The 23806-nt window shown below is 69.1% G+C and carries 20 protein-coding genes; 15 read left to right on the plus strand and 5 right to left on the minus strand.

The annotated features are described in order from the left end of the window. The first annotated feature begins 44 nt into the window (after positions 1-44). From glyQ to LRH25_RS29860, 5 genes are read left to right on the plus strand one after another with little or no spacing between them, the layout of a single operon-like run. Positions 45-998, plus strand: coding sequence for a glycine--tRNA ligase subunit alpha (gene glyQ, locus LRH25_RS29840; RefSeq protein WP_141290170.1), 954 nt, complete (start codon positions 45-47; stop codon positions 996-998). A 5-nt stretch (positions 999-1003) separates the two neighbouring features. Then, positions 1004-3145 carry a glycine--tRNA ligase subunit beta gene (glyS, locus tag LRH25_RS29845; protein ID WP_231013097.1) on the plus strand — a complete coding sequence of 714 codons (2142 nt, stop codon included), beginning with the start codon at positions 1004-1006 and terminating at the stop codon, positions 3143-3145. Between the two features lie 20 nt (positions 3146-3165). After that, complete coding sequence (gene gmhB, locus LRH25_RS29850) at positions 3166-3804, plus strand: D-glycero-beta-D-manno-heptose 1,7-bisphosphate 7-phosphatase (protein ID WP_141291433.1); 639 nt, start codon at positions 3166-3168, stop codon at positions 3802-3804. 34 nt (positions 3805-3838) lie between these two features. Further along, positions 3839-4597 (plus strand): lysophospholipid acyltransferase family protein, encoded by a 759-nt coding sequence (locus LRH25_RS29855; RefSeq protein WP_141291431.1) that lies wholly within the window; start codon positions 3839-3841, stop codon positions 4595-4597. Between the two features lie 19 nt (positions 4598-4616). Then, positions 4617-5555 (plus strand): M48 family metallopeptidase, encoded by a 939-nt coding sequence (locus tag LRH25_RS29860; protein WP_231013079.1) that lies wholly within the window; start codon positions 4617-4619, stop codon positions 5553-5555. Here the strand turns inward: LRH25_RS29860 and LRH25_RS29865 are convergent, their stop codons facing one another. Both LRH25_RS29865 and LRH25_RS29870 read right to left on the minus strand, forming a co-directional pair. Continuing rightward, entirely contained in the window at positions 5556-7388 is a 1833-nt protein-coding gene (locus tag LRH25_RS29865; RefSeq protein ID WP_231013080.1) for a sigma 54-interacting transcriptional regulator, read from the minus strand. 61 nt (positions 7389-7449) lie between these two features. Then, entirely contained in the window at positions 7450-7683 is a 234-nt protein-coding gene (locus LRH25_RS29870) for a hypothetical protein (protein WP_231013081.1), read from the minus strand. Here LRH25_RS29870 and LRH25_RS29875 point away from each other — a divergent pair. From LRH25_RS29875 to LRH25_RS29910, 8 genes are all read left to right on the plus strand, one after another. Then, positions 7682-9145, plus strand: a complete 1464-nt coding sequence (locus LRH25_RS29875) for a benzaldehyde dehydrogenase (RefSeq protein ID WP_231013098.1) — start codon at positions 7682-7684, stop codon at positions 9143-9145. The genes LRH25_RS29870 and LRH25_RS29875 overlap by 2 nt on opposite strands. A 31-nt stretch (positions 9146-9176) precedes the next feature. Further along, positions 9177-9944, plus strand: coding sequence for a coniferyl-alcohol dehydrogenase (locus tag LRH25_RS29880; RefSeq protein WP_141290435.1), 768 nt, complete (start codon positions 9177-9179; stop codon positions 9942-9944). 96 nt (positions 9945-10040) lie between these two features. Next, positions 10041-11780: a DUF1302 domain-containing protein gene (locus LRH25_RS29885; RefSeq protein WP_231013082.1), complete on the plus strand. Its 1740-nt coding sequence runs from the start codon at positions 10041-10043 to the stop codon at positions 11778-11780. A 23-nt stretch (positions 11781-11803) separates the two neighbouring features. Then, positions 11804-13168, plus strand: a complete 1365-nt coding sequence (locus LRH25_RS29890; RefSeq protein ID WP_231013083.1) for a DUF1329 domain-containing protein — start codon at positions 11804-11806, stop codon at positions 13166-13168. Beyond that, positions 13168-14193: a WD40/YVTN/BNR-like repeat-containing protein gene (locus tag LRH25_RS29895; RefSeq protein ID WP_231013084.1), complete on the plus strand. Its 1026-nt coding sequence runs from the start codon at positions 13168-13170 to the stop codon at positions 14191-14193. Before LRH25_RS29890 ends, LRH25_RS29895 begins: the two co-directional genes overlap by 1 nt. Positions 14194-14208: 15 nt before the next feature. Beyond that, positions 14209-16743, plus strand: a complete 2535-nt coding sequence (locus tag LRH25_RS29900) for an efflux RND transporter permease subunit (protein ID WP_231013085.1) — start codon at positions 14209-14211, stop codon at positions 16741-16743. A 10-nt stretch (positions 16744-16753) separates the two neighbouring features. Then, positions 16754-17881 (plus strand): ABC transporter substrate-binding protein, encoded by a 1128-nt coding sequence (locus LRH25_RS29905; RefSeq protein ID WP_231013086.1) that lies wholly within the window; start codon positions 16754-16756, stop codon positions 17879-17881. Positions 17882-17898: 17 nt separating this feature from the next. Next, positions 17899-18834 (plus strand): alpha/beta hydrolase, encoded by a 936-nt coding sequence (locus LRH25_RS29910; RefSeq protein WP_231013087.1) that lies wholly within the window; start codon positions 17899-17901, stop codon positions 18832-18834. Here the strand turns inward: LRH25_RS29910 and LRH25_RS29915 are convergent. Then, positions 18831-19817 (minus strand): PDR/VanB family oxidoreductase, encoded by a 987-nt coding sequence (locus tag LRH25_RS29915; RefSeq protein WP_141289835.1) that lies wholly within the window; start codon positions 19815-19817, stop codon positions 18831-18833. The genes LRH25_RS29910 and LRH25_RS29915 overlap by 4 nt on opposite strands. 11 nt (positions 19818-19828) lie before the next feature. Continuing rightward, the gene (locus LRH25_RS29920) at positions 19829-20890 is read right to left on the minus strand and encodes an aromatic ring-hydroxylating dioxygenase subunit alpha (RefSeq protein WP_141289834.1); all 1062 of its coding nucleotides are present in this window, start codon (positions 20888-20890) and stop codon (positions 19829-19831) included. Positions 20891-20974: 84 nt separating this feature from the next. Here LRH25_RS29920 and LRH25_RS29925 point away from each other — a divergent pair, with 84 nt between their 5' ends. Next, positions 20975-21691 (plus strand): GntR family transcriptional regulator, encoded by a 717-nt coding sequence (locus tag LRH25_RS29925; protein ID WP_141289833.1) that lies wholly within the window; start codon positions 20975-20977, stop codon positions 21689-21691. 193 nt (positions 21692-21884) lie between these two features. On the opposite strand, the gene LRH25_RS29930 is transcribed toward LRH25_RS29925, so the two are convergent. Continuing rightward, positions 21885-22613, minus strand: a complete 729-nt coding sequence (locus LRH25_RS29930) for an aspartate/glutamate racemase family protein (protein ID WP_141289832.1) — start codon at positions 22611-22613, stop codon at positions 21885-21887. 155 nt (positions 22614-22768) lie between these two features. On the opposite strand from LRH25_RS29930, the gene LRH25_RS29935 reads away from it, so the two are divergent. Beyond that, positions 22769-23788 (plus strand): ABC transporter ATP-binding protein, encoded by a 1020-nt coding sequence (locus LRH25_RS29935; RefSeq protein WP_231013088.1) that lies wholly within the window; start codon positions 22769-22771, stop codon positions 23786-23788. Positions 23789-23806 lie beyond the last annotated feature (18 nt).

Genomic DNA, 23806 nt, shown 5'->3' on the forward strand with positions numbered 1-23806 from the left:
GTCATGCGCTGCGGCGCGCGTGGCCGCCGCTTCCTGTGCCCACCATGCTCAGCTTCCAGCAACTCATTCTTCGCCTCCAGGACTACTGGGGCCAGCAAGGCTGTGCCTTGCTGCAGCCCTATGACATGGAGGTTGGCGCCGGCACCAGCCACACCGCCACCTTCCTGCGCGCGCTCGGCCCCGAGCCGTGGAAGGCCGCCTATGTGCAGCCCAGCCGCCGCCCCAAGGACGGCCGCTATGGCAACAACCCGAACCGGCTGCAGCACTACTACCAGTTCCAGGTCGTGCTCAAGCCCGCACCGGCCAACATCCTGGAGCTCTACCTCGGCTCGCTCGAAGCGCTGGGCTTCGACCTGAAGAAAAACGACGTGCGCTTCGTCGAGGACGATTGGGAGAACCCGACGCTGGGCGCCTGGGGACTGGGCTGGGAGGTCTGGCTCAACGGCATGGAAGTCACCCAGTTCACCTACTTCCAGCAGGTCGGCGGCATCGACTGCAAACCCATCACCGGCGAGATCACCTACGGGCTGGAGCGGCTGGCGATGTATCTGCAGGGCGTCGAGAACGTCTATGACCTGGTGTACACGGACGGCCTGAAATACGGCGACGTGTTCCTGCAGAACGAGATCGAGCAGTCGACCTACAACTTCGAGCACAGCAACGTCGAGTTCCTGCTGACCGCCTTTGGCGCGCACGAGGGCAATGCCCAGCAGCTGATCGGCGCGAAGCTGGCGCTGCCGGCCTACGAGCAGGTGCTGAAGGCGGCGCACACCTTCAACCTGCTGGACGCGCGTGGCGCCATCAGCGTGACCGAGCGCGCCGCCTACATCGGCCGCATTCGCAACCTGGCGCGCGCCGTGGCCGCGGGTTACCTCGACAGCCGCGCCCGCCTGGGCTTCCCGATGGCGCCCAAGGCCTGGGCCGAAGAGGTGCAGGCCCAGCTGGTGGCCAAGGCCGAAGCGGAAGCCAGGAAAAACGATTCGAAGAAGGCGGCTTGAGCACCATGACCACCCAGAACCTGCTCGTCGAACTCTTCGTCGAGGAACTGCCGCCCAAGGCGCTGAAGAAACTCGGCCAATCCTTTGCCGGCACGCTGGCCGACAGCCTGAAGGCGCAAGGCCTGGCCACGGCCACCAGCGTGGCCACCGCCTATGCCTCGCCGCGCCGGCTGGCGCTGCACCTGACGGAAGTCGCTGCCAAGGCGGCCGACAAGCCGGTGCAGCACAAGCTGATGCCGGTCGCCGTCGCGCTGACGGCGACGGGCGAAGCCACGCCCGCGCTGCTGAAGAAGCTGCAGGCGCTGGGCCTGGGCGCCGAGGTGCTGCCCCAGTTGCAGCGCCGGGTGGACGGCAAGGCCGAAACCCTGTTCCTGGACATGCAGGCCGAAGGCGTGGCGCTGGAGCCCGGCCTTCAGAAGGCACTGGACGAAGCGCTGGCCAGGCTGCCCATCCCCAAGGTCATGACCTACCAGCTGGCCGACGGCTGGAGCGACGTCAAGTTCGTGCGCCCGGCCCACGGCCTGGTCGCGCTGCATGGCGAACAGGTGCTGAAGCTCGCGGCGCTGGGCCTCACGGCCGGCCGCGAGACGCAAGGCCACCGCTTCGAGGCTGCCGTCAGCCCGGTGGTGCTCAACAGCGCCGACAGCTACGCCACGCAGCTGCGCGAGCAGGGTGCAGTGATCGCCAGCTTCGACGAGCGGCGCGACGAGATCCGCCGCCAGCTGGATGCCGCCGCCGCCAAGCTCGGCCTGAAGCCCATCGAGGACGACGCGCTGCTGGACGAAGTGACGGCGCTGGTCGAGCGGCCGAACGTGCTGACCTGCCAGTTCGAGGCCGAGTACCTGGCCGTGCCGCAGGAATGCCTGATCCTGACGATGAAGGCCAACCAGAAGTACTTCCCACTGCTCGACGGCCACGGCAAGCTGACCAACCGCTTCCTGCTGGTCAGCAACATCAGCCCCGAAGACGCCAGCGCGGTGATCGGTGGCAACGAGCGCGTGGTGCGCCCGCGCCTGGCCGACGCCAAGTTCTTCTTCGACCAGGACCGCAAGAAGACGCTGGCCTCGCGCGTGCCGGGCCTGGCCAAGGTCGTCTACCACGGCAAGCTCGGCACCCAGGGCGAGCGCAGCGAGCGCGTGGCCCGCATTGCGCACGAGATCGTGCAGCAGCTGCGCATGGCCGTGTACCCGTACACCGTGCTGGCCAAGGACGAGCTGGACATGCTCGAACACAAGGCCCACGAAGCTGCGCTGCTGGCCAAGACCGATCTTCTGACCGACATGGTCGGCGAGTTCCCCGAGCTGCAAGGCATCATGGGCGGCTACTACGCCCGGGCCGAGGGCCTGCGCGACGGCGTGGCCATCGCCATCGAGGACCACTACAAGCCGCGTTTTGCCGGCGACGCGCTGCCGCGCAACCACACCGGCACGGTGCTGGCGCTGGCCGACAAGCTGGAGACGCTGATCGGCCTGTTCGGCATCGGCCAGCTGCCCACCGGCGACAAGGACCCGTTTGCACTGCGCCGCCATGCGCTGGGCGTGATCCGGCTGCTGATCGAGAAGAACCTGTCGCTGGAACTGCCGGCACTGGTCAAGGCCGCGGTGCCGGTCTTCGGCGAGCTGATCCAGGACCCGAGCGCCGCTTTAGGCACCTTCCTGGCCGACCGCCTGGCCGTGGGCCTGCGCGACCAGGGCTACAGCGCGCAGGAGGTGGACGCCGTGCTGGCGCTCGCGCCTGCGCGCCTGGGCGACGTGCCGCGCCGGCTTGAAGCGGTGCGCGCGTTTGCCGCGCTGCCGGAAGCGGCTTCGCTGGCTGCGGCCAACAAGCGCGTCGGCAACATCCTGAAGAAGGTCGAAGGCACGCTGCCGACCGAGGTCTCCGCCGAGCTGCTGAAGGAGCCTGCCGAGCAGGCGCTGGCCGCCACGCTGGCCGAGCTGGGCCCCAAGGCCGACGCGTTGTTCGACGCGCACGACTACGCCGCCAGCCTGCAGGCGCTGGCCGGGCTGAAGGCGCCGGTGGATGCGTTTTTCGATGACGTGATGGTCAACGCCGAAGACCTGGCGCTGCGCAACAACCGCCTGGCTTTGCTGGGCCGGCTGCACGCGGCGATGAACCGCGTGGCCGACCTGTCGCGCCTGGCGAGTTGAGCGACTGAACCTTCATCACCATGCAAGCGCCCAAGCTCATCATCATCGGCCGCGACGGCATCCTCAATCGCTTCCGCGAGGACCACGTCAAGGAGCCCGACGAATGGGAGCCGATTCCCGGCGCGCTGGAGGCGGTGGCGCAGCTCAACCATGCCGGCTGGCACGTGGTGCTGGCGACCAACCAGTCCGGCATCGGCCGCGGGCTGGTCGACATGGCTTCGGTCAATGCGGTGCACCAGCACATGATGAAGCTGCTGATGGCCAAGGGTGGCCGCATTGATGCGGTCTTCTTCTGCCCGCACGCCCCCGAAGAGGCCTGCGACTGCCGCAAGCCGCTGCCGGGCATGATGCATGACATTGCGCTGCGCTACGGCGTGGACCTGAAGCTGGTGCCGATGGTGGCCGACACGCTGCGCGACCTCGAAGCAGCGCGCGCCGCTGGCTGCCCGCCGCACCTGGTGCGCAGCGGGCGCGCCACGCTGGTGACCGAGGCCGAACTGGCGCAGTGGATGGCCGCGGTGCCCAGCACCGAGGTGCATGACGACCTGGCCTCCTTCGCTCGCTGGCTGCTCGCGAAAGAAGCTGCCCAAAAGCTGCTCCACCCGGCCGGCACGCACGGCCAGCGGGCGCCCGCCGCGGGCCTGAAGCCCAGCGTTTGAAATTAGAACCCGCAAGGCAGGAGCCTGGAAGTACATGCAACGTTTGGGATGGATGATTCGATCGGCCCTGTTTTTCCTCTGGATGACCGTCACGGTCATCCCCTGGGCGCTGGCCGTGGTGCTGGTCTCGGTGGTGATGAAGGGCACGCCGCTGTACTGGATGTGCGCCGGCTGGCTGAGCACTGCGATCTGGGGCGCCAAGGTGATCTGCGGCGTGAAGTACCGCATCACCGGCATGGAACACGTGCCGACCGCGGCCGACAGCAAGGCTGCCGTGATCCTGGCGCCCAAGCACCAGTCGACCTGGGAGACCTTCGCCTTCCCGGCGATCATGCCGCACCCGCTGTGCTATGTGTTCAAGCGCGAGCTGTTGTGGATCCCATTCTTCGGCTGGGCCATCGGCAGCCTGGACATGATCCACATCGACCGCAGCAAGCGCAACCAGGCCTGGAGCAAGGTGGCCGAGCAGGGCCAGCAGCACATGGCCAAGGGCAACTGGGTCATCATGTTCCCGGAGGGCACACGCTCGGCTCGCGGCGAGCAGGGCGACTACAAGACCGGTGCCTCGCGGCTGGCCATCACGGCCGGCGTGCCTGTCGTGCCGATTGCCGTCAGCTCGGCCAAGTGCTGGCCACGCAAGAGCTTCCTGCTGCGCCCCGGCATGATCGACGTCTCCATTGGCCCGCCCATCCCCTCCGTTGGCCGCAAGCCCGACGAATTGATGCGCGAAGTCGAAGCCTGGATCGAAACCGAGATGCGGCGCATCGACCCCGAAGCCTACGCAAGCCGTTGAGTCACTAGAATCGCCGCTCATGGCCCCACGCCGTGACGCCGCCTTGCCGCGCCAGATGTCCTTGTTCGACCTGATCGACGCGGCGTTCCCGTCGCTGACCGGTGCGTTCACCGCGCCGTCAACCCCGGCACCAGCCGCGCTGTCCCAGCCCCCAGCTGTCCAGCCCCCACCGCCTGCGCCGCCCCCCGGCCCGCGGCCGTTCGATTACACCCATGCCAAGGCCGACCGCGAGATCCGGCTGGGCGACTGCCGGGTGGGCTACCTGCTGCGCCGTGCGCGCCGAAAATCCATCGGCTTTTCCATCGGGCCGGACGGGCTGGCCGTCAGCGCGCCGCGCTGGGTCGGCATTGGCGACATCGAGCAGGCGCTGCGCGACAAGTCCGGCTGGATCCTGCGCAAGCTGGCCGAGCAGCGCGAGCGCGGCCGCCGGCTGCAGGCTGCGCGCATCGAATGGCATGACGGCACCAGCCTGCCTTACCTCGGCGAGACCTTGATCGTCGTGCTGGACCCGCGCGCCACCGGTGCCCGCCTGAACAGCGACGCCCAGGCCTTGCCCGGCGTGCCGCGGCTCACGCTGCACCTGGGCCTGTCGCACAACGCCAGCGCCGAGCAGATCCGCGACACGGTGCAGGCCTGGCTGCAGCGCGAAGCCCGCAAGCTGTTCGAAGAACGCTGCGCCCACTTCGCGCAGCGCCTGGGCGTGCGGGTCACGCGCATGCGGCTGTCGTCGGCACAGACGCGCTGGGGCAGCGCCTCGGCCGATGGCTCGATCCGCCTGAACTGGCGGCTGGTGCACTTCGGCCTGTCGGTGATCGACTATGTCGTGGCGCACGAACTCGCCCACCTGCGCGAGATGAACCACAGCCCGGCCTTCTGGGACGTGGTGCGTTCGGTCATCCCGGACCTGGATGAGCGCAAGGCGCAGTTGCGCTCGCCGGTGGTGCCGCTGCTGGACTGATCAGCCGGCGGCGGGGTCGCGTGCCCGCTCCAGCCGGTAGGCAAACTGCGCGCGGGTCAAGCCCAGCCGGCGCGCCGCCGCTGCCAGGTTGCCATGTTCTGCCTCGGCGGCCTCGTTGAGCAGCCGCCGCTCCAGCGCCTCGAGCGAAAACGGGCCGCCGCCTGCGCCGTCGCCGGTGCTGCCATTGAGCGCGCCGCTGAGCAACGCCAGCAGTTGCCGCGGTTCGCCGCCGTCCCTGGCCGTGGTCAGCGTGCCATGTGCGCCGATGGCCAGCAGGGCCGCGTCGCTGAGCTGTTCGCGGCGGAACATGTGGGCCACGTCGATGGCGGCGCCGTCCTCGGCCGAGATCACGCCCCGCTCGATCAGGTTCTGCAGCTCGCGGATGTTGCCGGGAAACGCGTAGTGCAGCATTGCGCGCACGGCGCGCTGCGTGAAGCCGGTCGGGTGGCGGCCGTGGCGCGCGGCTTCGCGGCGCAGGAAGTGGTTCATCAGCAGCGGCACGTCGTCGCGCCGCTCGCGCAGCGGCGGCAGGTGGATCGGGTAGACGTTCAGCCGGTAGTAGAGGTCTTCGCGAAAACGCCCGCCGCGCACCTCCTCCTGCAGGTCGACATTGGTGGCCGCCACCACGCGCACGTCCACGCGCAGGGTGCGGGTGCCGCCCACCCGTTCCACCTCGCCCTCCTGCAGCGCGCGCAGCAGCTTGCCCTGGCTGACCAGGCTCAGCGTGCCGATCTCGTCGAGGAACAGGGTGCCGCCATCGGCGCGCTCGAAACGGCCGGGGCGCGACTGGCTGGCGCCGGTGAAGGCGCCGCGCTCGACCCCAAACAGCTCGCTTTCGATCAGGGTTTCGGGGATGGCGGCGCAGTTCACCGCGACAAAGGGCTGCTCGGCGCGCGCGCTGATGCGGTGCAGCCGGCGTGCAAAAGCCTCCTTGCCGACGCCTGACTCGCCGGTGAACAAGACCGTGGCGCGGGTGGCGGCCACGCGGGCGAGCTGGTGGCAGGCCGAGTTGAAGGCCGAAGACGCGCCGACGATCTGGTGGTGGTCGTCGCCGGTGGCTGCGGCCGGCGCCTGGCTGGCCATCATGTTGGCCAGCGGGCGCGTTTCGTCGGCCGAGCCAGCTTGCGCGGCGCCCAGCCGGCGGAAGTCCTTGGCCTCCAGGTAGCGCAAGTCTTCGCTGACGTCGCCCCAGGCAGCGGCATGGCGGCCCACCACGCGGCAAGCGCTGGCGCCCATCGAGCGGCATTCGATCTCGCGGAAGACCACCAGCTGGCCGAACAGGCTGGTCACATAGCCGGTGGCATAGCCCACCTGCGACCAGCAGGCAGCCTCGGTGCCGATGCCGTAGGCGCTGATGTGCTCGTCGTCCTCGCTGGAATGCTCCCAGAGGAATTCGCCTTCGTAGGTGCCGCCGTCGATGTCGAAGGCAAAGCTCAGCGGCGTGACCTTGACCGCGCCTTCCAGCGCATGCAGCCGGGTGCCGGCCATGAAGACATTGGCGGCTTCGCCCTGCGGCCAGCGCTCGCGCACCAGCTGCGCGTCGCGGGCGCCGGCCACGTAGCCCGCGCGGGTCAGCAGGCCGCGGGCCCGCTCGGTGCCCAGCGTGTCGATCAACTCGCGCCGCATGTGGCCCATGGCCGAGCTGTGCATCAACAGCATGCGCTGGTCGTTCAGCCAGATCCGGCCATCGCCGGGCGAGAAGAACAAGGACTCGGTCAGGTCGGCGAGCGTGGGCGCCTGGTCGTCGACGTAGTGGCCGCTGTCGCCGCGCCGCAGCATCGCGCCGGTCTGCCGGGCCACCTCGGCGAGGGAAATGCGCGGGGGCTTGGCCATGCTTGCCTGTTCATCAAATCATCAATACCGCGGGTCGCGGCGAGCTGAAATTGTTTTCATTTCATAAATATTCAGCCTCCGGTAAAACCCTTTGATGCGCCGCAATACTGGGTACAAGGGTAAGTGCCTGGTTGGGTAATAGTTTCACTGTGAAAGCAAAGCGCGGCAGGGCGGCCATGCCGGCGCTGCGGCTGCCGCAGCGCAGGTCCATGGCACAGGCGTTGCAAATTGGGCTTGAGCGAGCCGTGCCTCGCCTGCACCAGCCAAGCGCCAGGAAGCCCCAACCCATGACCATGACGACGACCTCTCTTCTTCAAGCTGCGCCGTGGCGCGAGCATGTGTTCAGCGGTGGCTGGCGCGAGGCCTCGGCGGCGGCCGACGTGGTCGAGCCGGCCACCGGCGAAACCCTGGTCCGTGTCGGCCTGGCCTCGCCCGGCGACGTGGCCGGTGCGGCACAGGCTGCCGCAGCCGCCCAGCAGTCCTGGGCCGCGATGGCGCCGCGCGAGCGCGCTGCGGTATTCCACCGGGCCGCGGCGCTGTTCCAGCAGCATTTTGATGAGCTGGCGCTCTACGTCACCCGCGAAACCGGCGGCATCCTGCCCAAGGGCCAGCATGAAGTGCGTGAAGCAGTGGCCTTCTGCCAGATTGCCGCTGCGATGCCGCTGCAGGCCCAGGGCCAGGTGCTGCCCGCCACGCCAGGCCGCCTCAGCCTGGCCCGGCGAGTGCCGCACGGTGTGATCGGCGTGATCTCGCCGTTCAATTTCCCATTGGTCCTGACGCTGCGCGTGGTGGCGCCAGCGCTGGCCGCGGGCAATGCGGTGATCGTCAAGCCGGACCCGCGCACGCCTGTCAGCGGCGGCTTCCTGATCGCCCGCATCTTCGAGTTGGCCGGGCTGCCAGCCGGCGTGCTGCATGTGCTGCCGGGCGGGGCCGAGGTCGGTGAGGCGCTGGTGACCGATCCCCAGGTGGCGATGATCTCCTTCACCGGCTCGGTCGGCGTGGGCCGCCACATCGGCCAGCTGGCGGGGCAGCACCTGAAGAAGGTGTCGCTGGAACTGGGCGGCAGCAATTCGCTGATCGTGCTGGACGACGCCGACCTGGACATCGCCGCCAGCAACATCGCCTGGGGCGCCTGGCTGCACCAGGGCCAGATCTGCATGGCCAGCAACCGGGTGCTGGTGCACGCCGCCATCGCGCCTGCCATTGCGGAGCGCCTGGTGGCCAAGGCCAGGCAATTGCCGGTGGGCAATGGCGCCACCGGCCAGGTCGCCATCGGCCCGCTGATCGATGCCCGCCAGCGCGACCGGGTGCACGCCGCGGTCATGGCCAGCGTGCAGGCCGGTGCCCGGTTGCTGGCCGGTGGCCAGTACGAGCAGCTGTTCTACCAGCCCACGGTGCTGGCCGGCGTGCGGCCCGGCATGCCCACCTTCGACCACGAAACCTTCGGCCCGGTGGTCAACCTGGTCAGCTTCCAGACCGACGAAGAGGCGGTGGCCCTGGCCAACCTCGGCCAGGGCGGCCTGGCGGCCGGCGTCATCTCGGCCTCGGTGGGCCGGGCACTGGCGCTGGGCCGGCAGCTGCGCGCCGGCATGGTCCACATCAACGACCAGACGGTGAACGACGACGCGGTGAACCCCTTCGGCGGCCCTGGCATCGCCGGCAATGGCAGCTCGCACGGCGGCCCTGGCGACTGGGAGCAGTTCTCCACCTGGCAATGGCTGACGGTGAAGGACGCCGCCACGCCGTTCCCGTTCTGATGCCTCGCCCACACATTCCAAGGAGATAGCCGTGAATTTCCAAGGCAAGACCATCGTCATCACCGGCGCCTGTTCCGGCATCGGCGCCGAGACCGCCCGTTTGATGCGTCTGAAGGGCGCCCGCGTGATCGGCATGGACCGCAATGCGCCGACCCTCACGCTGGACGGCTTCATCAAGGTCGATCTGGCGGAGCAGGCCGCGATCGATGCGGCCTTCCGGCAACTGCCCGAACGCTTCGACGCGCTGTGTAACGTGGCCGGCGTGCCTGGCACCGCGCCGGTCGACCTGGTGGCGCGCGTCAATTACCTGGGCCTGCGCCACCTCTGCGGCCTGGCGCTGGAGCGCCTGCCGGCCGGCGGCGCCATCGTCAACATCGCCTCCATCCTCGGCGCCGAATGGCCTGCGCGTCTGGCGCAGCACAAGGCGCTGGCCGAGGCCACCAGCTTCGAGGCCGGCCTGGCCTTCCTGGCCCGGCACCCGGTGCCGCAGGAAAGCTGTTACCAGTACTTCAAGGAAGCGCTCATCGTCTGGAACGCCGTGCAGTCGCAGCCATGGTTCCTGAGCAAGGGGGTGCGCATGAACTGTGTCGCCCCCGGGCCGGTGATGACACCCATCCTGGGCGATTTCGTGCAGATGCTGGGCGAGGAACGGGTGCAGAAGGACGCGCACCGGATGAAGCGCCCGGCCCTGGCCGACGAGATCGCGCCGGTGGTGGCCTTTCTGTGCGCCGATGAATCGCGCTGGGTCAGCGGCGTCAACCTGCCGGTCGACGGCGGCCTCGCCTCGACCTACCTCTGATCCCAGGCCAGGGACGGAACAAGGCCGGCGCACCAGCACCCGGCCGAAGCAAGCGGCGCACCAGAAGCCGTTCGACTCAAAACCACGGAGACTCCCATGCAACCCACCCGTCGCGTGATCGCGGTGGCGGCCGCGCTCGCGCTGCCCGCTGCCAGCCACGCCTTCCAGATCGACATGCCGGACGACAGCGAGCTGAAGCTGCGCCTGGACCTGACGCCAAAGTACAGCGCCGGCTACCGGCTGAAGGACCCTTCGGCCGCGCTGACCCGGTTCGACGTGGCGGCCGATCCAGGCACCGTCAACGAGGACGATGGCGACCACAATTTCAAGAAGGGACTGATCTCCAGCCGCTGGGACCTGCTCGGCGAACTGGACCTGACCGGGCCGAGCTACGGCATGCGGCTGTCGGGCAGCGCCTGGCACGACAGCGTCTACCTGCGCCCCAGCAGCTACGGCGGCACCCCGATCTATGCAGGCGGCGTGCCCATTGGCGCCAGCACCTCGAGCTCGAACAACTTCAGCGACCAGGCTGCCAACGAATTCCTGCCCGACACGGTGCGCCAGCACGGCCGCGGCAGCGAGCTGCTGGACGCCTTCGTCTATGCCAAAGGCGACCTCGCCGGCATGAAGGCCACGCTGCGTGTCGGCCGCCACACGCTGCAGTGGGGCGAGAGCGTGTTCTTCGGCCAGAACGGCATTGCCAACGCCCAGGGGCCGGTGGACGTGGCCAAGATCGTCTCGGTGCCGGGCTGGCAGTTCAAGGAAGTGCTGCTGCCGGTCGAGCAGGTCTCCGGCTCGCTGCAGGTGGCCGAGGGCGTGTCGCTGGGGGCCTATTACCAACTGCGCTGGCGGCCCAGCAGGATTCCCGGCGTCGGCAGCTATTTTTCCAACCAGGACTACGTCGGCACCGGCACGGTGAACTTCGGCGTCGATGGCAATGGCAACCCCATCCTGCTGGCCTACGACAAGCACCAGGACCTGCGGCCGCGCAACAACGGCCAGGGCGGCCTGCAGCTGCGCTTCAGCCCCACCGGCAGCGACTACGAGTTCGGCCTGTACGCTGCGCAATACCACGACAAGACGCCGGCCGTGCCGGTGTTCGACTTCGTGGGCGGCAATGTGCACCTGGCCTATGCAGAAGACGTGCGCACAGTGGGCGCCAGCGTCACCTCGTCGCTCGGCCAGCTCAATTGGGCGGCCGAGGCCTCGCTGCGCTGGAACGCACCGCTGACCAGCGACCCGGCGGTGCTGGGCCTGGGGCCGGTCGCCAGCTGCGGCAGCACCAGCGCCGATCCGTGCTTCGCCGTCGGCCGCACCGCGCATGCGCAGGTCTCCGGCATCTACGTGCTGCAGCCAGGCCCGCTGTGGGGCGGCGGTGCGGTGGTGGCCGAGCTGGCCTACAACCGCACCCTGGCCGTCACGCGCGACATCTTCGCGGCGGCCGACGGCAGCAGCCAGGGCATTGGCGGGCTGGACCCGAACACCACCAAGGGCGCCTTCGCATTGCGCATGCTGTTCGAGCCGCAGTACTTCCAGGTGCTGCCGGGACTGGACCTGTCGATCCCTGTGGGCGTGGGCTACAACTTCGGCGGCCGTTCGTCGGCCATCTTCAACTTCGCCGGCGGTGCCAGCAGCGCCGGCGACTACAGCATCGGCTTGAAGGGCACCTACCAGAACGACTGGAAGCTGGCGCTGACCTGCACCGACTACTTCGGTACCGCCAAGACCTTCACCGAGACGCTGGTTGCCGGCAGTGGCACGCCGCGCCAGCTCAGCTTCGGCCAGTCGCTGAAGGATCGGGCCTACCTTGCCTTCAGCGTTTCGCGCACCTTCTGAACCGCGCTCCACGGAGTATTCGCATGATCCGCAAGCAATTCCACGCATCCCTGCTGGCCGCCGCTGTGGCGCTGGCCTGGGCCGGCAATGCCGGCGCCGCCGTTTCGGCCGACGAAGCCGCACGCCTCAAGACCACGCTGACCCCGCTGGGTGCCGAGCGCGCCGGCAACAAGGACGGCAGCATCCCCGCCTGGGACGGCGGCGTGACCAAGGCACCCGCAGGCTACAAGCCTGGTGAACCCCGGCCAGACCCCTTCCCCGGCGAGAAGCCGCTCTACGCCATCAGCGCGAAGAACATGGCGCAATACGACGCGCGGCTGAGCGACGGCGTCAAGGCGCTGATGAAGCGCTACCCCGACTTCCGCATCGACGTCTACCCGACGCACCGCAGCGCCGCAGCGCCGCAATGGGTCTACGACAACACCTTCAAGAACGCCACGCGGGCCAAGCTGGTCGACGATGGCCAGGGCACCGAAGGCGCCTATGGCGGCACGCCATTCCCCATTCCCAAGGATGGCGACGAGGTGTTCCAGAACCACCGCCTGGCCTGGACCGGCACCTACATCCAGGCACCGGTGCGGGTCTGGGTCGTCACCGCCGATGGCCGCCGCGCCATGGCCTCCGGGGGCACGCAAAGCTTTCGCAAACAGTTCTACGACCCCGAGGGCAGCCTGGAGAAATTCGACGGCTACTCCCAGCTCGGCAAGTTCTCCGTCAGCGAGCCGGGCTCCAAGGCCGGCGAGGCCATCCTGGCGCACGACAACCTGAACGCCAGCAACCCGCGCGGCCTGTGGCAATACCTGGTGGGCCAGCGGCGCGTGCGCAAGGCGCCGTCCGTGGCCTATGACACGCCCGACTCGGTGACCTCCGGCATCGGCCTGTTCGACGAAGCCTTCATGCTCTTCGGCCCGAACGACAAGCACAAGCTCAAGCTGGTCGGCAAGCGCGAGCTCTACATCCCCTACAACAACAACCGCGCCGCCTCCGCCAAGGTCGCGGATCTCGTCACGCCCAACACGCTCAACCCGAGCCTGGTGCGCTGGGAACTGCACCGCGTGTGGGAGGTCGAGGCCACGCTGGCCGAGGGCAAGCGCCACGTGGTGCCCAAGCGCAAGTACTACGTCGACGAGGATTCCTGGCAGATCATCCTGTTCGACGGCTGGGACGCCAAGGGTGAACTCTGGCGCACCAACTACACGCTCACGCTGCTGGCGCCCGACATTCCGGCGCTGGTGGGCAACATGTTCTGGGGCGGCTACGACCTGCAGACCGGCGCCTACTACCTGAACATGGCCAGCAACGAACTGGCCTCGCAGTACAAGCCTGTGCCGCCGTTGCCGCGCTCGTTCTTCAGCCCAGAAGAACTCGCCAACGAAGGAGCACGGTGATGAAGCGGCATGTGCTGGCCATTGCGCTGGCGGCATGTGCCGCGCTTGCGCAAGCCGCAGCGCCGGCCGCGCTTGCCGAACCGGCGCTGGTCACGCCCAAGGCGCTGGGCGCGGCGATGCTGGCGGTGACGCGGGCCGGCGAGCGGCTGGTGGCGGTGGGCGAACGCGGCACGGTGCTGTGGTCCGACGACGGCGGTACACGCTGGCAGCAGGCCAAGGTGCCGGTGCAGGCCGCGCTCACGGCGGTGCGCTTTGCCGATGCGCGGGCGGGCTGGGCCGTGGGGCACCTGGGGGTGATCCTCAAGACCGAGGACGGCGGCCGCAGCTGGGCCAGGCAGCTCGATGGCGTGCAGGCTGCCGCGGCCTTGCAGGCCGCCGCGGGCGCCGACGACCGTGCGCAGCGCCAGGCCCAGCGCATGGTGGAGGAGGGGCCCGACAAGCCCTTCTTCGACCTGGAGGTGATCGATGCGCGACACGCCGTGGCGGTGGGCGCCTACGGCCTGGCCTTCGCCACCTCCGATGGCGGCGCGCACTGGGCGCCGCTGCCCACCGCATCCGCCAACCCCAAAAGCCTGCACCTCTACGGCGTGCGGGTACAGGGCGAGCGCTGGTTCATGGCCGGTGAGCAAGGCCTGCTGCTGCACTCGACCGATGGCGGCGCCAGCTTCGCGCCGCTGGCCTCGCCCTACAAAGGTAGCTTCTTCGGCCTGCTGGCCACCCGCGAGGGGGCCCTCATCGCCTATGGCCTGCGCGGCAGCGCCTGGCGCTCGGCCGATGCCGGAAACAGCTGGGACAGGATCGAACTCGGTAGCGCCGTGACGCTGCAGGCCGGCATCGAGCGTGCGCCGGGCCAACTGGTGCTGCTCGGCCAGACCGGCGAGCTCTTCGCCAGCCAGGACGACGGCCGCAGCTTCGCTTCGCTCAAAACCCCCGCAGGCCCCTTGCCTGCCGCCGGCCTGGCCACTGCGCCTGACGGCGCCTGGGTCATCGCCAGCCTGCGCGGCATCCGCCGCGCCGCGCCCTGAACAACGGATACCCTCATGCACGCCCCCGACACGCTGGCCGCCCCACCGGTGGTGGCCCGGCTCGAAGACTTCGACACCGCCTCCGGTTCAGCCCCTGAGCGGCTGCTGTTCAACCATCGCCCCTGGGTGATGCTGGTGTGCCTGTTGGCCACGCTGCTGCTGGGCTGGCAGGCCACCCGCCTGACGCTCAGCGCCAGCTTCGAAAAGACCATCCCCACGCAGCACCCCTACATCGCCAATGCGCTGAGCCACCAGGCCGACCTGGGTGGGCAGGGCAATGCGGTGCGCATCGTGGTGGAGGCCAAGGCCACGGCCCAGGCCAAGGCCGGCACCATCTACGACCCGCACTACCTGGCCGTGCTGCAGAAAATCAGCGACGAGCTCTACGTGATGCCGGGCGTTGACCGGCCGTTCATGAAATCGCTGTGGACTCCTAACACCCGCTGGGTGGCCGTGACCGAAGACGGGCTGGACGGCAACACCGTGATGGCCGACAGCTACGACGGTTCGCCCAAGGCGCTGGCCGAAGTGCGCGCCAACGTCGAGCGCTCGGGCGAGATCGGGCAACTCGTGGCCGGCGACGCCAAGTCCAGCATCGTCTTCGTGCCGCTGCTGGACCGCAACCCCAAGACCGGCCAGGCGCTGGACTATGGTGAACTCGGCCGCCAGCTCGAAGCCTTGCGAGCCAGGTACGACAGTGACGCCATCGGCATACACATCACCGGTTTTGCCAAGGTGATGGGCGACCTGATCGAAGGCCTGAAGCTGGTGCTGCTGTTCTTTGGCGTGGCCCTGGTGATCTGCGCCGGCGTGCTCTACGGCTACACCCGCTGCGTGCGCAGCACGGTGCTGGTGGTGGCCTGCTCCCTCATTGCCGTGGTCTGGCAGGCCGGCCTGCTGGCGCTGCTGGGCTATGCGCTGGACCCGTACTCGGTGCTGGTGCCGTTCCTGGTCTTTGCCATCGGCATGAGCCATGGCGCGCAGAAGATGAACGGCATCATGCAGGACGTGGGCCGCGGCACGCACCGCGTGGTGGCCGCGCGCTACACCTTCCGGCGCCTGTTCGTGGCGGGCCTGACTGCGCTGCTGTGCGACGCGGTGGGCTTTGCCGTGCTGGCGCTGATCCGCATCCAGGCCATCCAGGAGCTGGCGCTGGTGGCGAGCATCGGCGTGGCCGTGCTGATCTTCACCAACCTCGTGCTGCTGCCCATCCTGCTGTCGTACATCGGCGTGAGTCCCAAGGCGGCGCTGCGCAGCCTGCGCGACGAAGTCGGCGAGGCCGGCAAGGCAGCCGGCGATGGCCCCGCCTCGGGGCGGCTCTGGTCGCTGCTGGACGCCTTCACCCGCCGCGGCCCGGCGCTGGCCGCCCTTGCCGTGGCCGGCGGGCTGGCCCTGGCGGGCTACGCCGTCAGCACCCGGCTGCACGTGGGTGACCTGGACCCAGGCGCACCCGAGCTGCGGGCCGACTCGCGCTACAACCGCGACAACGACTACGTCACCAGCCACTACGCCGCCTCCAGCGACATCCTGGTGGTCATGGTCTCGACGCCCGAGGACCAGTGCACCCGCTACGGCACGCTGGCCCAGGTGGACCGGCTCGCCTGGCGGCTGGAACAGCTGCCCGGGGTCGAGTCCACCAACTCGATGGCCGCGCTGTCCAAGCTCGCGATGGTGGGCTACAACGAAGGGCAGCTGAAGTGGTTCGAGCTGATTCCCAACGACAGCGCGCTGGGCGGCGTGCAGACCCGCGCGCCGCGCGAGCTGTTCAACCAGGCCTGCTCGTTCCTGTCGCTGTACGTCTACCTGAAGGATCACAAGGCCGAGACGCTGAGCAGCGTGGTCGAAGAAGTCGAACACTTCATCGCGAACGACGCCGCGGAGGCGGGCCGCCGCGCCGGGCCGCCCCAAGCAAGGCCCGATCCCCTCGGGGGATCGCCCCGCGTATTCGCGGGGCAAGGGGCGCCACCTGAACGCTTTATGCTGGCCGCGGGCCCGGCGGGCATTGCGGCGGCCACCAACATCGTCGTCAAGCAGGCCATGCGCGAGATGCTGTGGTGGGTCTACGGCGCGGTGGTGCTGCTGTGCTGGGTGACCTTCCGCTCGTGGCGGGCGGTGGTGGTGGCGGTGCTGCCGCTGGTGCTCACCTCCATCCTGTGCGAGGCGCTGATGGTCGGCCTCGGCATAGGCGTGAAGGTGGCCACGCTGCCGGTGATCGCGCTGGGCGTGGGCATTGGCGTGGACTATGCGCTGTACGTGCTCAGCGTGATGCTGGCGCGGCTGCGCGCAGGCGAGACGCTTTCGTCGGCCTACCTGCACGCGTTGCGCTTCACCGGGCGCGTGGTGATGCTGACCGGCGTCACGCTGGCCCTGGCGGTGGGCACCTGGGCGCTGTCGCCCATCAAGTTCCAGGCCGACATGGGCATCCTGCTGGCGTTCATGTTCGTCTGGAACATGGTGGGTGCCCTGGTGCTGCTGCCGGCCCTGGCGCACTTCCTGTTGCGTCCGGCTGCTCGCGCCGTGGCGGCGCTGCCCGCTTGTGCGGTGGCCTGAAGTGCACGCCATGCGGATGCGCTGTTTCCGCCTGCTGAGCCTGCTGTTGCTGTGGGCCGTCGCTGCCCTCACGGTGGAGGCCGCGCAGGCGGCATCGGCCATCGTCATTGGCCAGTCGCTGCCGCTGACGGGGCCTGGCTTTCCGGTTGCCAACCGGGTGCAGGCCGGGGCCAAGGCGCTGGTCGACCGGGTCAACGCGACCGGGGGCATCCACGGCCGCAGGCTGGATCTGTTGACGCTCGACGATGGCGGAGACCGCCGACGCCTCGCGGCGAACCTCGGCAAGCTGGTGCGCGAACAGGGCGCCGTTGCGGTCGTGAACTGTCTGGGCGAGCGCGCCTGCCTGGAGGCCGCTGCGGTGACCCGCGAACTGGGCGTGCCCTTGATCGGGCCGTTCTCCGGTGCGGCGGCCCTGCGTGCGCCGATGCTGCGCCATGTCTTCACGCTCAGGCCCGACGACCGCGCCGAGGCCGATGCACTGGTGCGCCAGCTGCGCTCCGTGGGCATCGGCCGCGTGGCCCTGCTGGTCGATGGCGACGAGCCGGCGCGTGAGCAGGCACTGGCCGATGCGCTGCAGGCGGCCGGCATCGCTGCACAACGCCTGACCATGACGCCCCAGCGCGCCGCTCTGCTGACCGCGCTGCATGACCTGGCCGATCTCGGCCCGCAGGCGCTGGTTCTCAACCTTGGCCCGGCCTCGCTGGAACTGCTGGCCAACGAGCAGGAGGCGGCGCGCCAGGCCATGCCCGGCACCCTTGCGGCGCTGTCGTCGCCGGGCCTGACCCAGCTCACCCGGCTGCTGCGCGACCGCGTGATCGGCTTCACCAGCGTCGTGCCCGTGCCGGAGTTGTCGCAACTGCCGCTGGCGCGCGAATTCGAGCGCGACGCAGAGGCCTTCGTCGGCCCGGAGGCTTTCAGCTTCGAGGGCCTGGCGGCCTACCTGACCCTGCGTGTCTGCGCGGAAGCCCTGCGCCGCGCCCGGCCGCCTGCCGACGGCTCGGGCCTGCCCGAGGCCATCGAGTCCCTCGGCCATGTGGACCTGGGGGGCTGGCCGCTGCATTTCGGCCCTGGCCAGCACCAGGGATCCGACCGCGTCGAGATCGGCCTGCGTGGCCGTGACGGCAAATTGAGACGTTGAACAAAGGAAAGAACCCCATGCTTGATCTTCAACTCGGCGCCATGATGGCGCAGGCCCAGGCCGCCGGCATGCCGGACCTGTGCGATCTGCCGGTACAGGCCGCGCGCGGCCTGTACCGGCAGATCCTGGCGTCCGCCGATGTGGCGCCGGCCGATGTGGGCGTGAGCGAGTTTCGCGACCAGCTCGGTGACTCGCCGGTGCACCTGCGCGTCTACACGCCGCACGGCGCCACCGCCGCGCTGCCAGTCGTCGTGTACTGGCATGGCGGTGGCTATGCGCTGGGCGATCTTGATGGATACGACGCCGTCTGCCGGCAGCTGTGCCACGACACCGGCGTGATCGTCGCCTCGGCTGCTTACCGTCTCGCCCCCGAGCACCCCTTCCCGGCGGCGCCGGAAGATGCCTGGGCCGCGTTGAACTGGGTGGCCGAGCACGCGCATCGCTTCGGTGGCGACGCCTCCCGCCTGGCCGTGGCCGGCGACAGCGCCGGTGCCGTGCTGGCCACGGTGGCGGCGATCCGGGCACGCGATGCCAGAGGCCCCGCCATCGCCTACCAGGCCTTGATGTACCCAGCGGCAGCCGGTGGCCACGATGGCGACTTCCCGTCGCGCGAGGCGCACGCGGCCGGCCCCACGCTGACGCTGCGCACGGTGGCGTCCTTCAACGAGCTGTACTTCGGTGCCGCGGCCAAGGCGGCCGACTACCGCGGCGCGCCGCTGCTGGCGCCCAGCCTGGCCGGCCTGCCGCCAGCGCTGCTGCAGCTGGCCGCCCACGACCCGCTGCGCGATGAAGCCATGGCCTATGGCCAGGCCTTGCTCGCGGCCGGCAGCGCGGTGAGCATCGTCGAGTACCACGGCCTGGCCCACGGTTTCGTCAGCATGGGCGGCGGCGTCGCCGCGGCGCGGCTGGCGCAGTTGCAGCTGGCAGCAGCGCTGCGGCAGGCATTGCCCTAAAGCGCCAGCACCAGGCAGGCCGATTTCGAGCGCGAGCAGCAGATCAGCATCTGGTCGTTGGCGGCCTGCTCTTCGGGTGTCAGGTAAGCGTCGCGGTGGTCCGGCAGGCCGGACTTGACGCCGGTCAGGCAGGTGCCGCAGACCCCTTGCTCGCACGAGACCATCACTGGCACGCCCGCGGCTGTCAGGGCCTGCGCAATGCTCTGCCCCTTGGGCACCTGCACCACCCGGCCGCTGCTGGCCAGTTCAACCTCGAAGCCGGCATCGCTGTCGCGCGGGCCGGCATCGGCGCTGAAGAACTCGCAGTGCAGCTGGGCCTCGGGCCAGCCTTGCGATCGTGCGGTGCCCAGCACCGCGTCGATGAAGCCCTTGGGTCCGCAGACGTAGAGGTGGGTGCCCGGCGGCTGCCCGGCCAGCAAGGCCGGCAGCTGCAGCCGTTGCGCCGGCGCTTCGTCGTCGAAATGCAGCGCAACCTGGGCCGCATGTCGTGCGCTGTCCAGCCGGTCGAGGAAGGCCGCGCGGCTGCGTGAACGGGCACAGTAGTGCAGCGCGAAGGCTTCGCCTGTGGCCGCCAGATGTTCGGCCATGGCCAGCATGGGCGTGATGCCGATGCCGCCGGCCAGCAGCAGGCTGTGGCTGGCCTGCGGCGCCAGCGGGAAGTGATTCCTGGGCGCGCTGATGCTCAGCAACTGGCCTTCGTGCACATCATCGTGCAGGGTGCGTGAACCGCCGCGCGAGCTGGCCTCGCGCAGCACGCCGATCTGGTAGCGGTGGGTTTCGCCCGGTGCGTTGCAAAGCGAATACTGGCGCACCAATGCGCTGGCGCCGGCCGGGGCCAGGTGCACGTCGATGTGGGCGCCCGCGCCGAAGGCCGGCAGCGTGCCGCCGTCCAAGGGCACCAGGTCGAAGGCGCAGATGTCGGCCGCCACGGCTTGCTTGCGGGCCACCCTGACGTGCAGCAGCGGCAGATCCGGGGTTTTCATCGCGGCGCTCATCAGGCTGCGTTGGCCGGCTGGCCGGCCGCGGCCTGGGCCTGCTCGGCGGCCAATAGTCGTTCGATGACCCGGCGCGACTGCACGCCGCCGGCGTCGATGTTGAGCATCAGCAGCTTGCGCTCGGGCCAGCGCAGCAGGTTGGACTGCTGGCGCTCCAGGATTTCCTGGTCTTCGGCAAAGATGCGGCCCTGGCCCTCGCGCACCTGCGCAGTCAGTGCCTTGTCGTCAGGCCGGAAGTGGCGGGCCATGCCCCAGAAATACCAGTGCGAGTGATCGGTTTCGGGTGTGATGAAGTCCACCACGATGCTGGAGGCCTTGCAGTCGTCCGGCGCGTCGTAGCCGCCGCGGCCGGCCAGCGCCACGCCGACCTCGATCATCACGTGCGAGGGCGGCGTGAAGTGGCAGATCTGCCAACGGTCCACCGGTTGATCGTCGGGCAGTCCATTGGACCGCAGCGCCATCTTCCAGAAGGGCGGGGCTTCGATGCCGTGCATGAATCGGCTGGTGATGACCTCGTCGCCTTCGACCCGGGTGGTGCAGGGCGACTCGTCGATCTCCTTCTGGCCGATGCTGGTGGCATGCACATAGGTTTCGTGCGTCAGGTCCATCAGGTTGTCGATCATCAGCCGGTATTCGCAGCCGATGCGATAGAGCCCGCCGCCGTAAGCCCAGCCTGGATCTTCCGCCCAGTGCAGGCGATGGATCTTCGCCGGGTCGGCCTGCGCGGGATCGCCAGGCCAGATCCAGACGAAGCCGTGGCGCTCGGCCACGGGGAAGCTGCGGATCGCCGGGAAGCCGCGCACCCGCTGGCCCGGCATGGCCACGGTCTTGCCATCGCAGCCCATCTCCAGTCCGTGGTAGCCGCAGACCAGCTTGCCTTCGCAGACCCGGCCCAGCGACAGCGGCGCCCCGCGATGTGGGCAGAAGTCCTCCAGCGCATGCACCTGGCCTTGCTCGCCACGATAGAACACCAGGCGCTGGTTGCAGATCGTGCGGCCCAGCGGCTGCCCGGCCAGCTCGGCCGAGGTGGCGGCCACATACCAGGCGTTTTGAGGGAACATGGCGGTCTCCTGTTCAATTGGATCCATTCGAATGGATCCAATTGTGCAGAAACGATGGGTTGACAGCAAGGTAAAAGGCTTTCGATGGATCCAATTGAGACTCGGGATTTACCCTCGGGTGGCGCGCCCAGCGTGGTGGCCTCGCTGCGCCAACTGATCATGGCGGGGCGCTATGCCGCCGGCACGCGTCTGGCCGAGGTGGCGGTGGCCGAGCTGCTGGGGGTCTCACGCACGCCCGTGCGCCTGGCCTTCCGCACGCTGGCGCAGGAGGGCTTGCTGCAGCCTGCGGGCAAGCGGGGTTTTGTCGTGCGGGCGTTTTCGGAAGCCGACGTGCTGTGCGGCATCGAGGTGCGCGGGGTGCTGGAAGGGCTGGCGGCGCGCCGCCTGGCCGAGCGGGGATTGGATCCCGTCACCCGCGCGACGCTGGAGGCCTGCCTGGCCGAGGGCGAGGCGGTGCTGGCTGGCGGCACGCTGGGCGAGCCCGAGATCGACCGCTGGTCCCGTCTCAACGAGCGCTTCCATGGCGCCATCGTGCATGCCGTCGGCAGTCAGGTGATTGCCGATGCAATTGCCCGCAACAACCACCTGCCGTTTGCCTCGGCCGACTCCATCGTCATCGATCGCTCGGCGCTGGCCGGCGAATACGAAAAGATCCGCCTGGCACAGGTGCACCACCGCTTGATCGTGGATGCGCTGGCGCGCGGCGAGTCGGCCCGGGCGGAGATGCTGATGCGCGAGCATGCCTACGTCGGCCTGCGGTATGCGCCACTGTTCGGCCTGCAGGGCGCCTCGGCTGCGTGAGCTTGCTGAAATGCGCTGCCATCATCGAGTGTGAGGATTACCGAACCCTCCAAAGGGGGATGGTTCGCAACAGGTCTTACAGGCAAAGTACAAACATCGCTGTCAACCGCGAATAAGCGTGATCAGGGAAGGTCGCACTGAGTCAGGCCGGTCAGGTTTCTGACCGGCCTATTTTTTCGCCCGGCTTTTTCGTTCACCAGCCCAGCGGTGCTGCCCAGCCGGTGTAGGCCTTGGGCAGCGGCGGTGCATAGTCGCCCACCGCGCTGGTCTTCAAACCCAGGCCATGCAGCGCCTGCGCCAGTTGCACTGCGGCGGCCACGCCGTCGATCACCGGCACGCCCAGCTTCTGCTGCAGCGCGGCGCACAAGCCCGCCATGCCGGCGCAGCCCAGCACGATGGCGCCGCTGCGGTCGCGTGCCAGCGCCTGGCGGGCACAGTCCTCGATCTGCGCCATGCTGCCCAGGCCGCCGTCTTCCAGCGCCAGCACCGGGATGTCGGTGCCGTGCACGCCGCGGCAGCGCCGCTCGAAGCCGTATTTGTGCAGCAGGTGTTCGGCGATCACGCAGGTGCGGGTCATCGTCGTCACGACAGAGAAGCCGGTCGAGATCATCGACGCGATATGGAAGGCCGCCTCGGCAATGCCCAGCACCGGCGCACGCGTGGCCTCGCGTGCGGCGTCCAGGCCCGGGTCGCCAAAGCAGGCGATGACCGCGGCGTCGATGCGGTCGCCGGCCAGGCGCATCTGCTCGGCCACGCCGGCCGCGGCAATCGCCTCGTCGAAGAAGCCTTCGATGGACGCCGGGCCGAAGCTGGGCTGCACCGCCAGCACCTCGGTGCCTGGCGAAGCGGCAGCGCGCGCGGCCTCGGCAATGTTCGCGGTCATCGCCGCGGTGGTGTTCGGATTGATCAGCAGCAGCTTCATGGTGGTGCGATTTTGCATACAAAATGAGGGCGACGCACCAAACCGGCTGGCGCTGGTGCGGGCCGGGCCGTGGCCCTTGTCTCACTGCCCTGGTGCAGCAAGACATGGGCCGGGCGGTGCACAAGCTGGCACACGCATTGCATACAAAGTGGCACATGAATGCACGCACCGACTTGGAACTCGTGGGCCTTGTCAAACACTACGGCGATGCCGTGGCGGTGGCAGGCATCGACCTCAAGATTGCCGGCGGTGCCTACTGCTGCCTGCTCGGGCCCTCGGGTTGTGGCAAGACCTCGACGCTGCGCATGATCGCCGGCCACGAGCTGCCGACCGAAGGCAGCGTGCTGCTGGCCGGCCGTGAAATCACCGAGCTCTCGCCGGCCGAACGCGGCACCGCGATGATGTTCCAGAGCTACGCGCTGTTCCCGCACCTCACGGTGCTGCAGAACGTGGCCTTCAGCGCGCAGATGAAAGGCGTGGCCAAGGCCGAGCGCGAGGCCAAGGCCGGGCAGTTGCTGGAACTGGTGGCGATGACGCCTTACGCCCAGCGACTGCCCGCCGCGCTCTCCGGCGGCCAGCAGCAGCGCGTGGCGCTGGCCCGCGCGCTGATGACGCAGCCGCGCGTGCTGCTGCTGGACGAGCCGCTGTCGGCGCTGGACCCGTTCCTGCGCATCAAGATGCGCGCCGAGCTGCAGCGCTGGCACAGGGAACTCGGGATGACCTTTGTCCATGTGACGCACTCGCAGGAGGAGGCGATGGCGCTGGCCGACCTGGTGGTCGTGATGAACCACGGCCGCATCGAGCAGGCCGGCCCGGCGCGCGAAGTCTTCGAGCGCCCGCGCACCGAATTCGTGGCCCGCTTCATCGGCGCGCACAACGTCATCACCACACCCGGCGGCAAGCTCGCGGTGCGCAGCGACCGCTGCGAACTCTCGGGCGGCGAAGCGTCGGCTGGTGGCCTGCCGGTGGTCGTGCGCGCCATCGAATACCAGGGCAACCATGTGCTGGTGCACCTGGTGCAGCCGGGCACCACCGAGACCGCGGACGACGACGCGCCGTCCGCCGCCTGGGTCGCCAGCATGCCCGACGCCAAGTTCCACCAGCAGCCCATCGCGCCCGGCCAGCAGCTTTCGCTGCACTGGACCGAGGCCGACGCGCACTCGCTGGCGGCCTGATTCGCCTGGCCGCCTGAA

This window comes from Ideonella azotifigens (assembly GCF_021043325.1).
Classification (GTDB): domain Bacteria; phylum Pseudomonadota; class Gammaproteobacteria; order Burkholderiales; family Burkholderiaceae_C; genus Ideonella; species Ideonella azotifigens.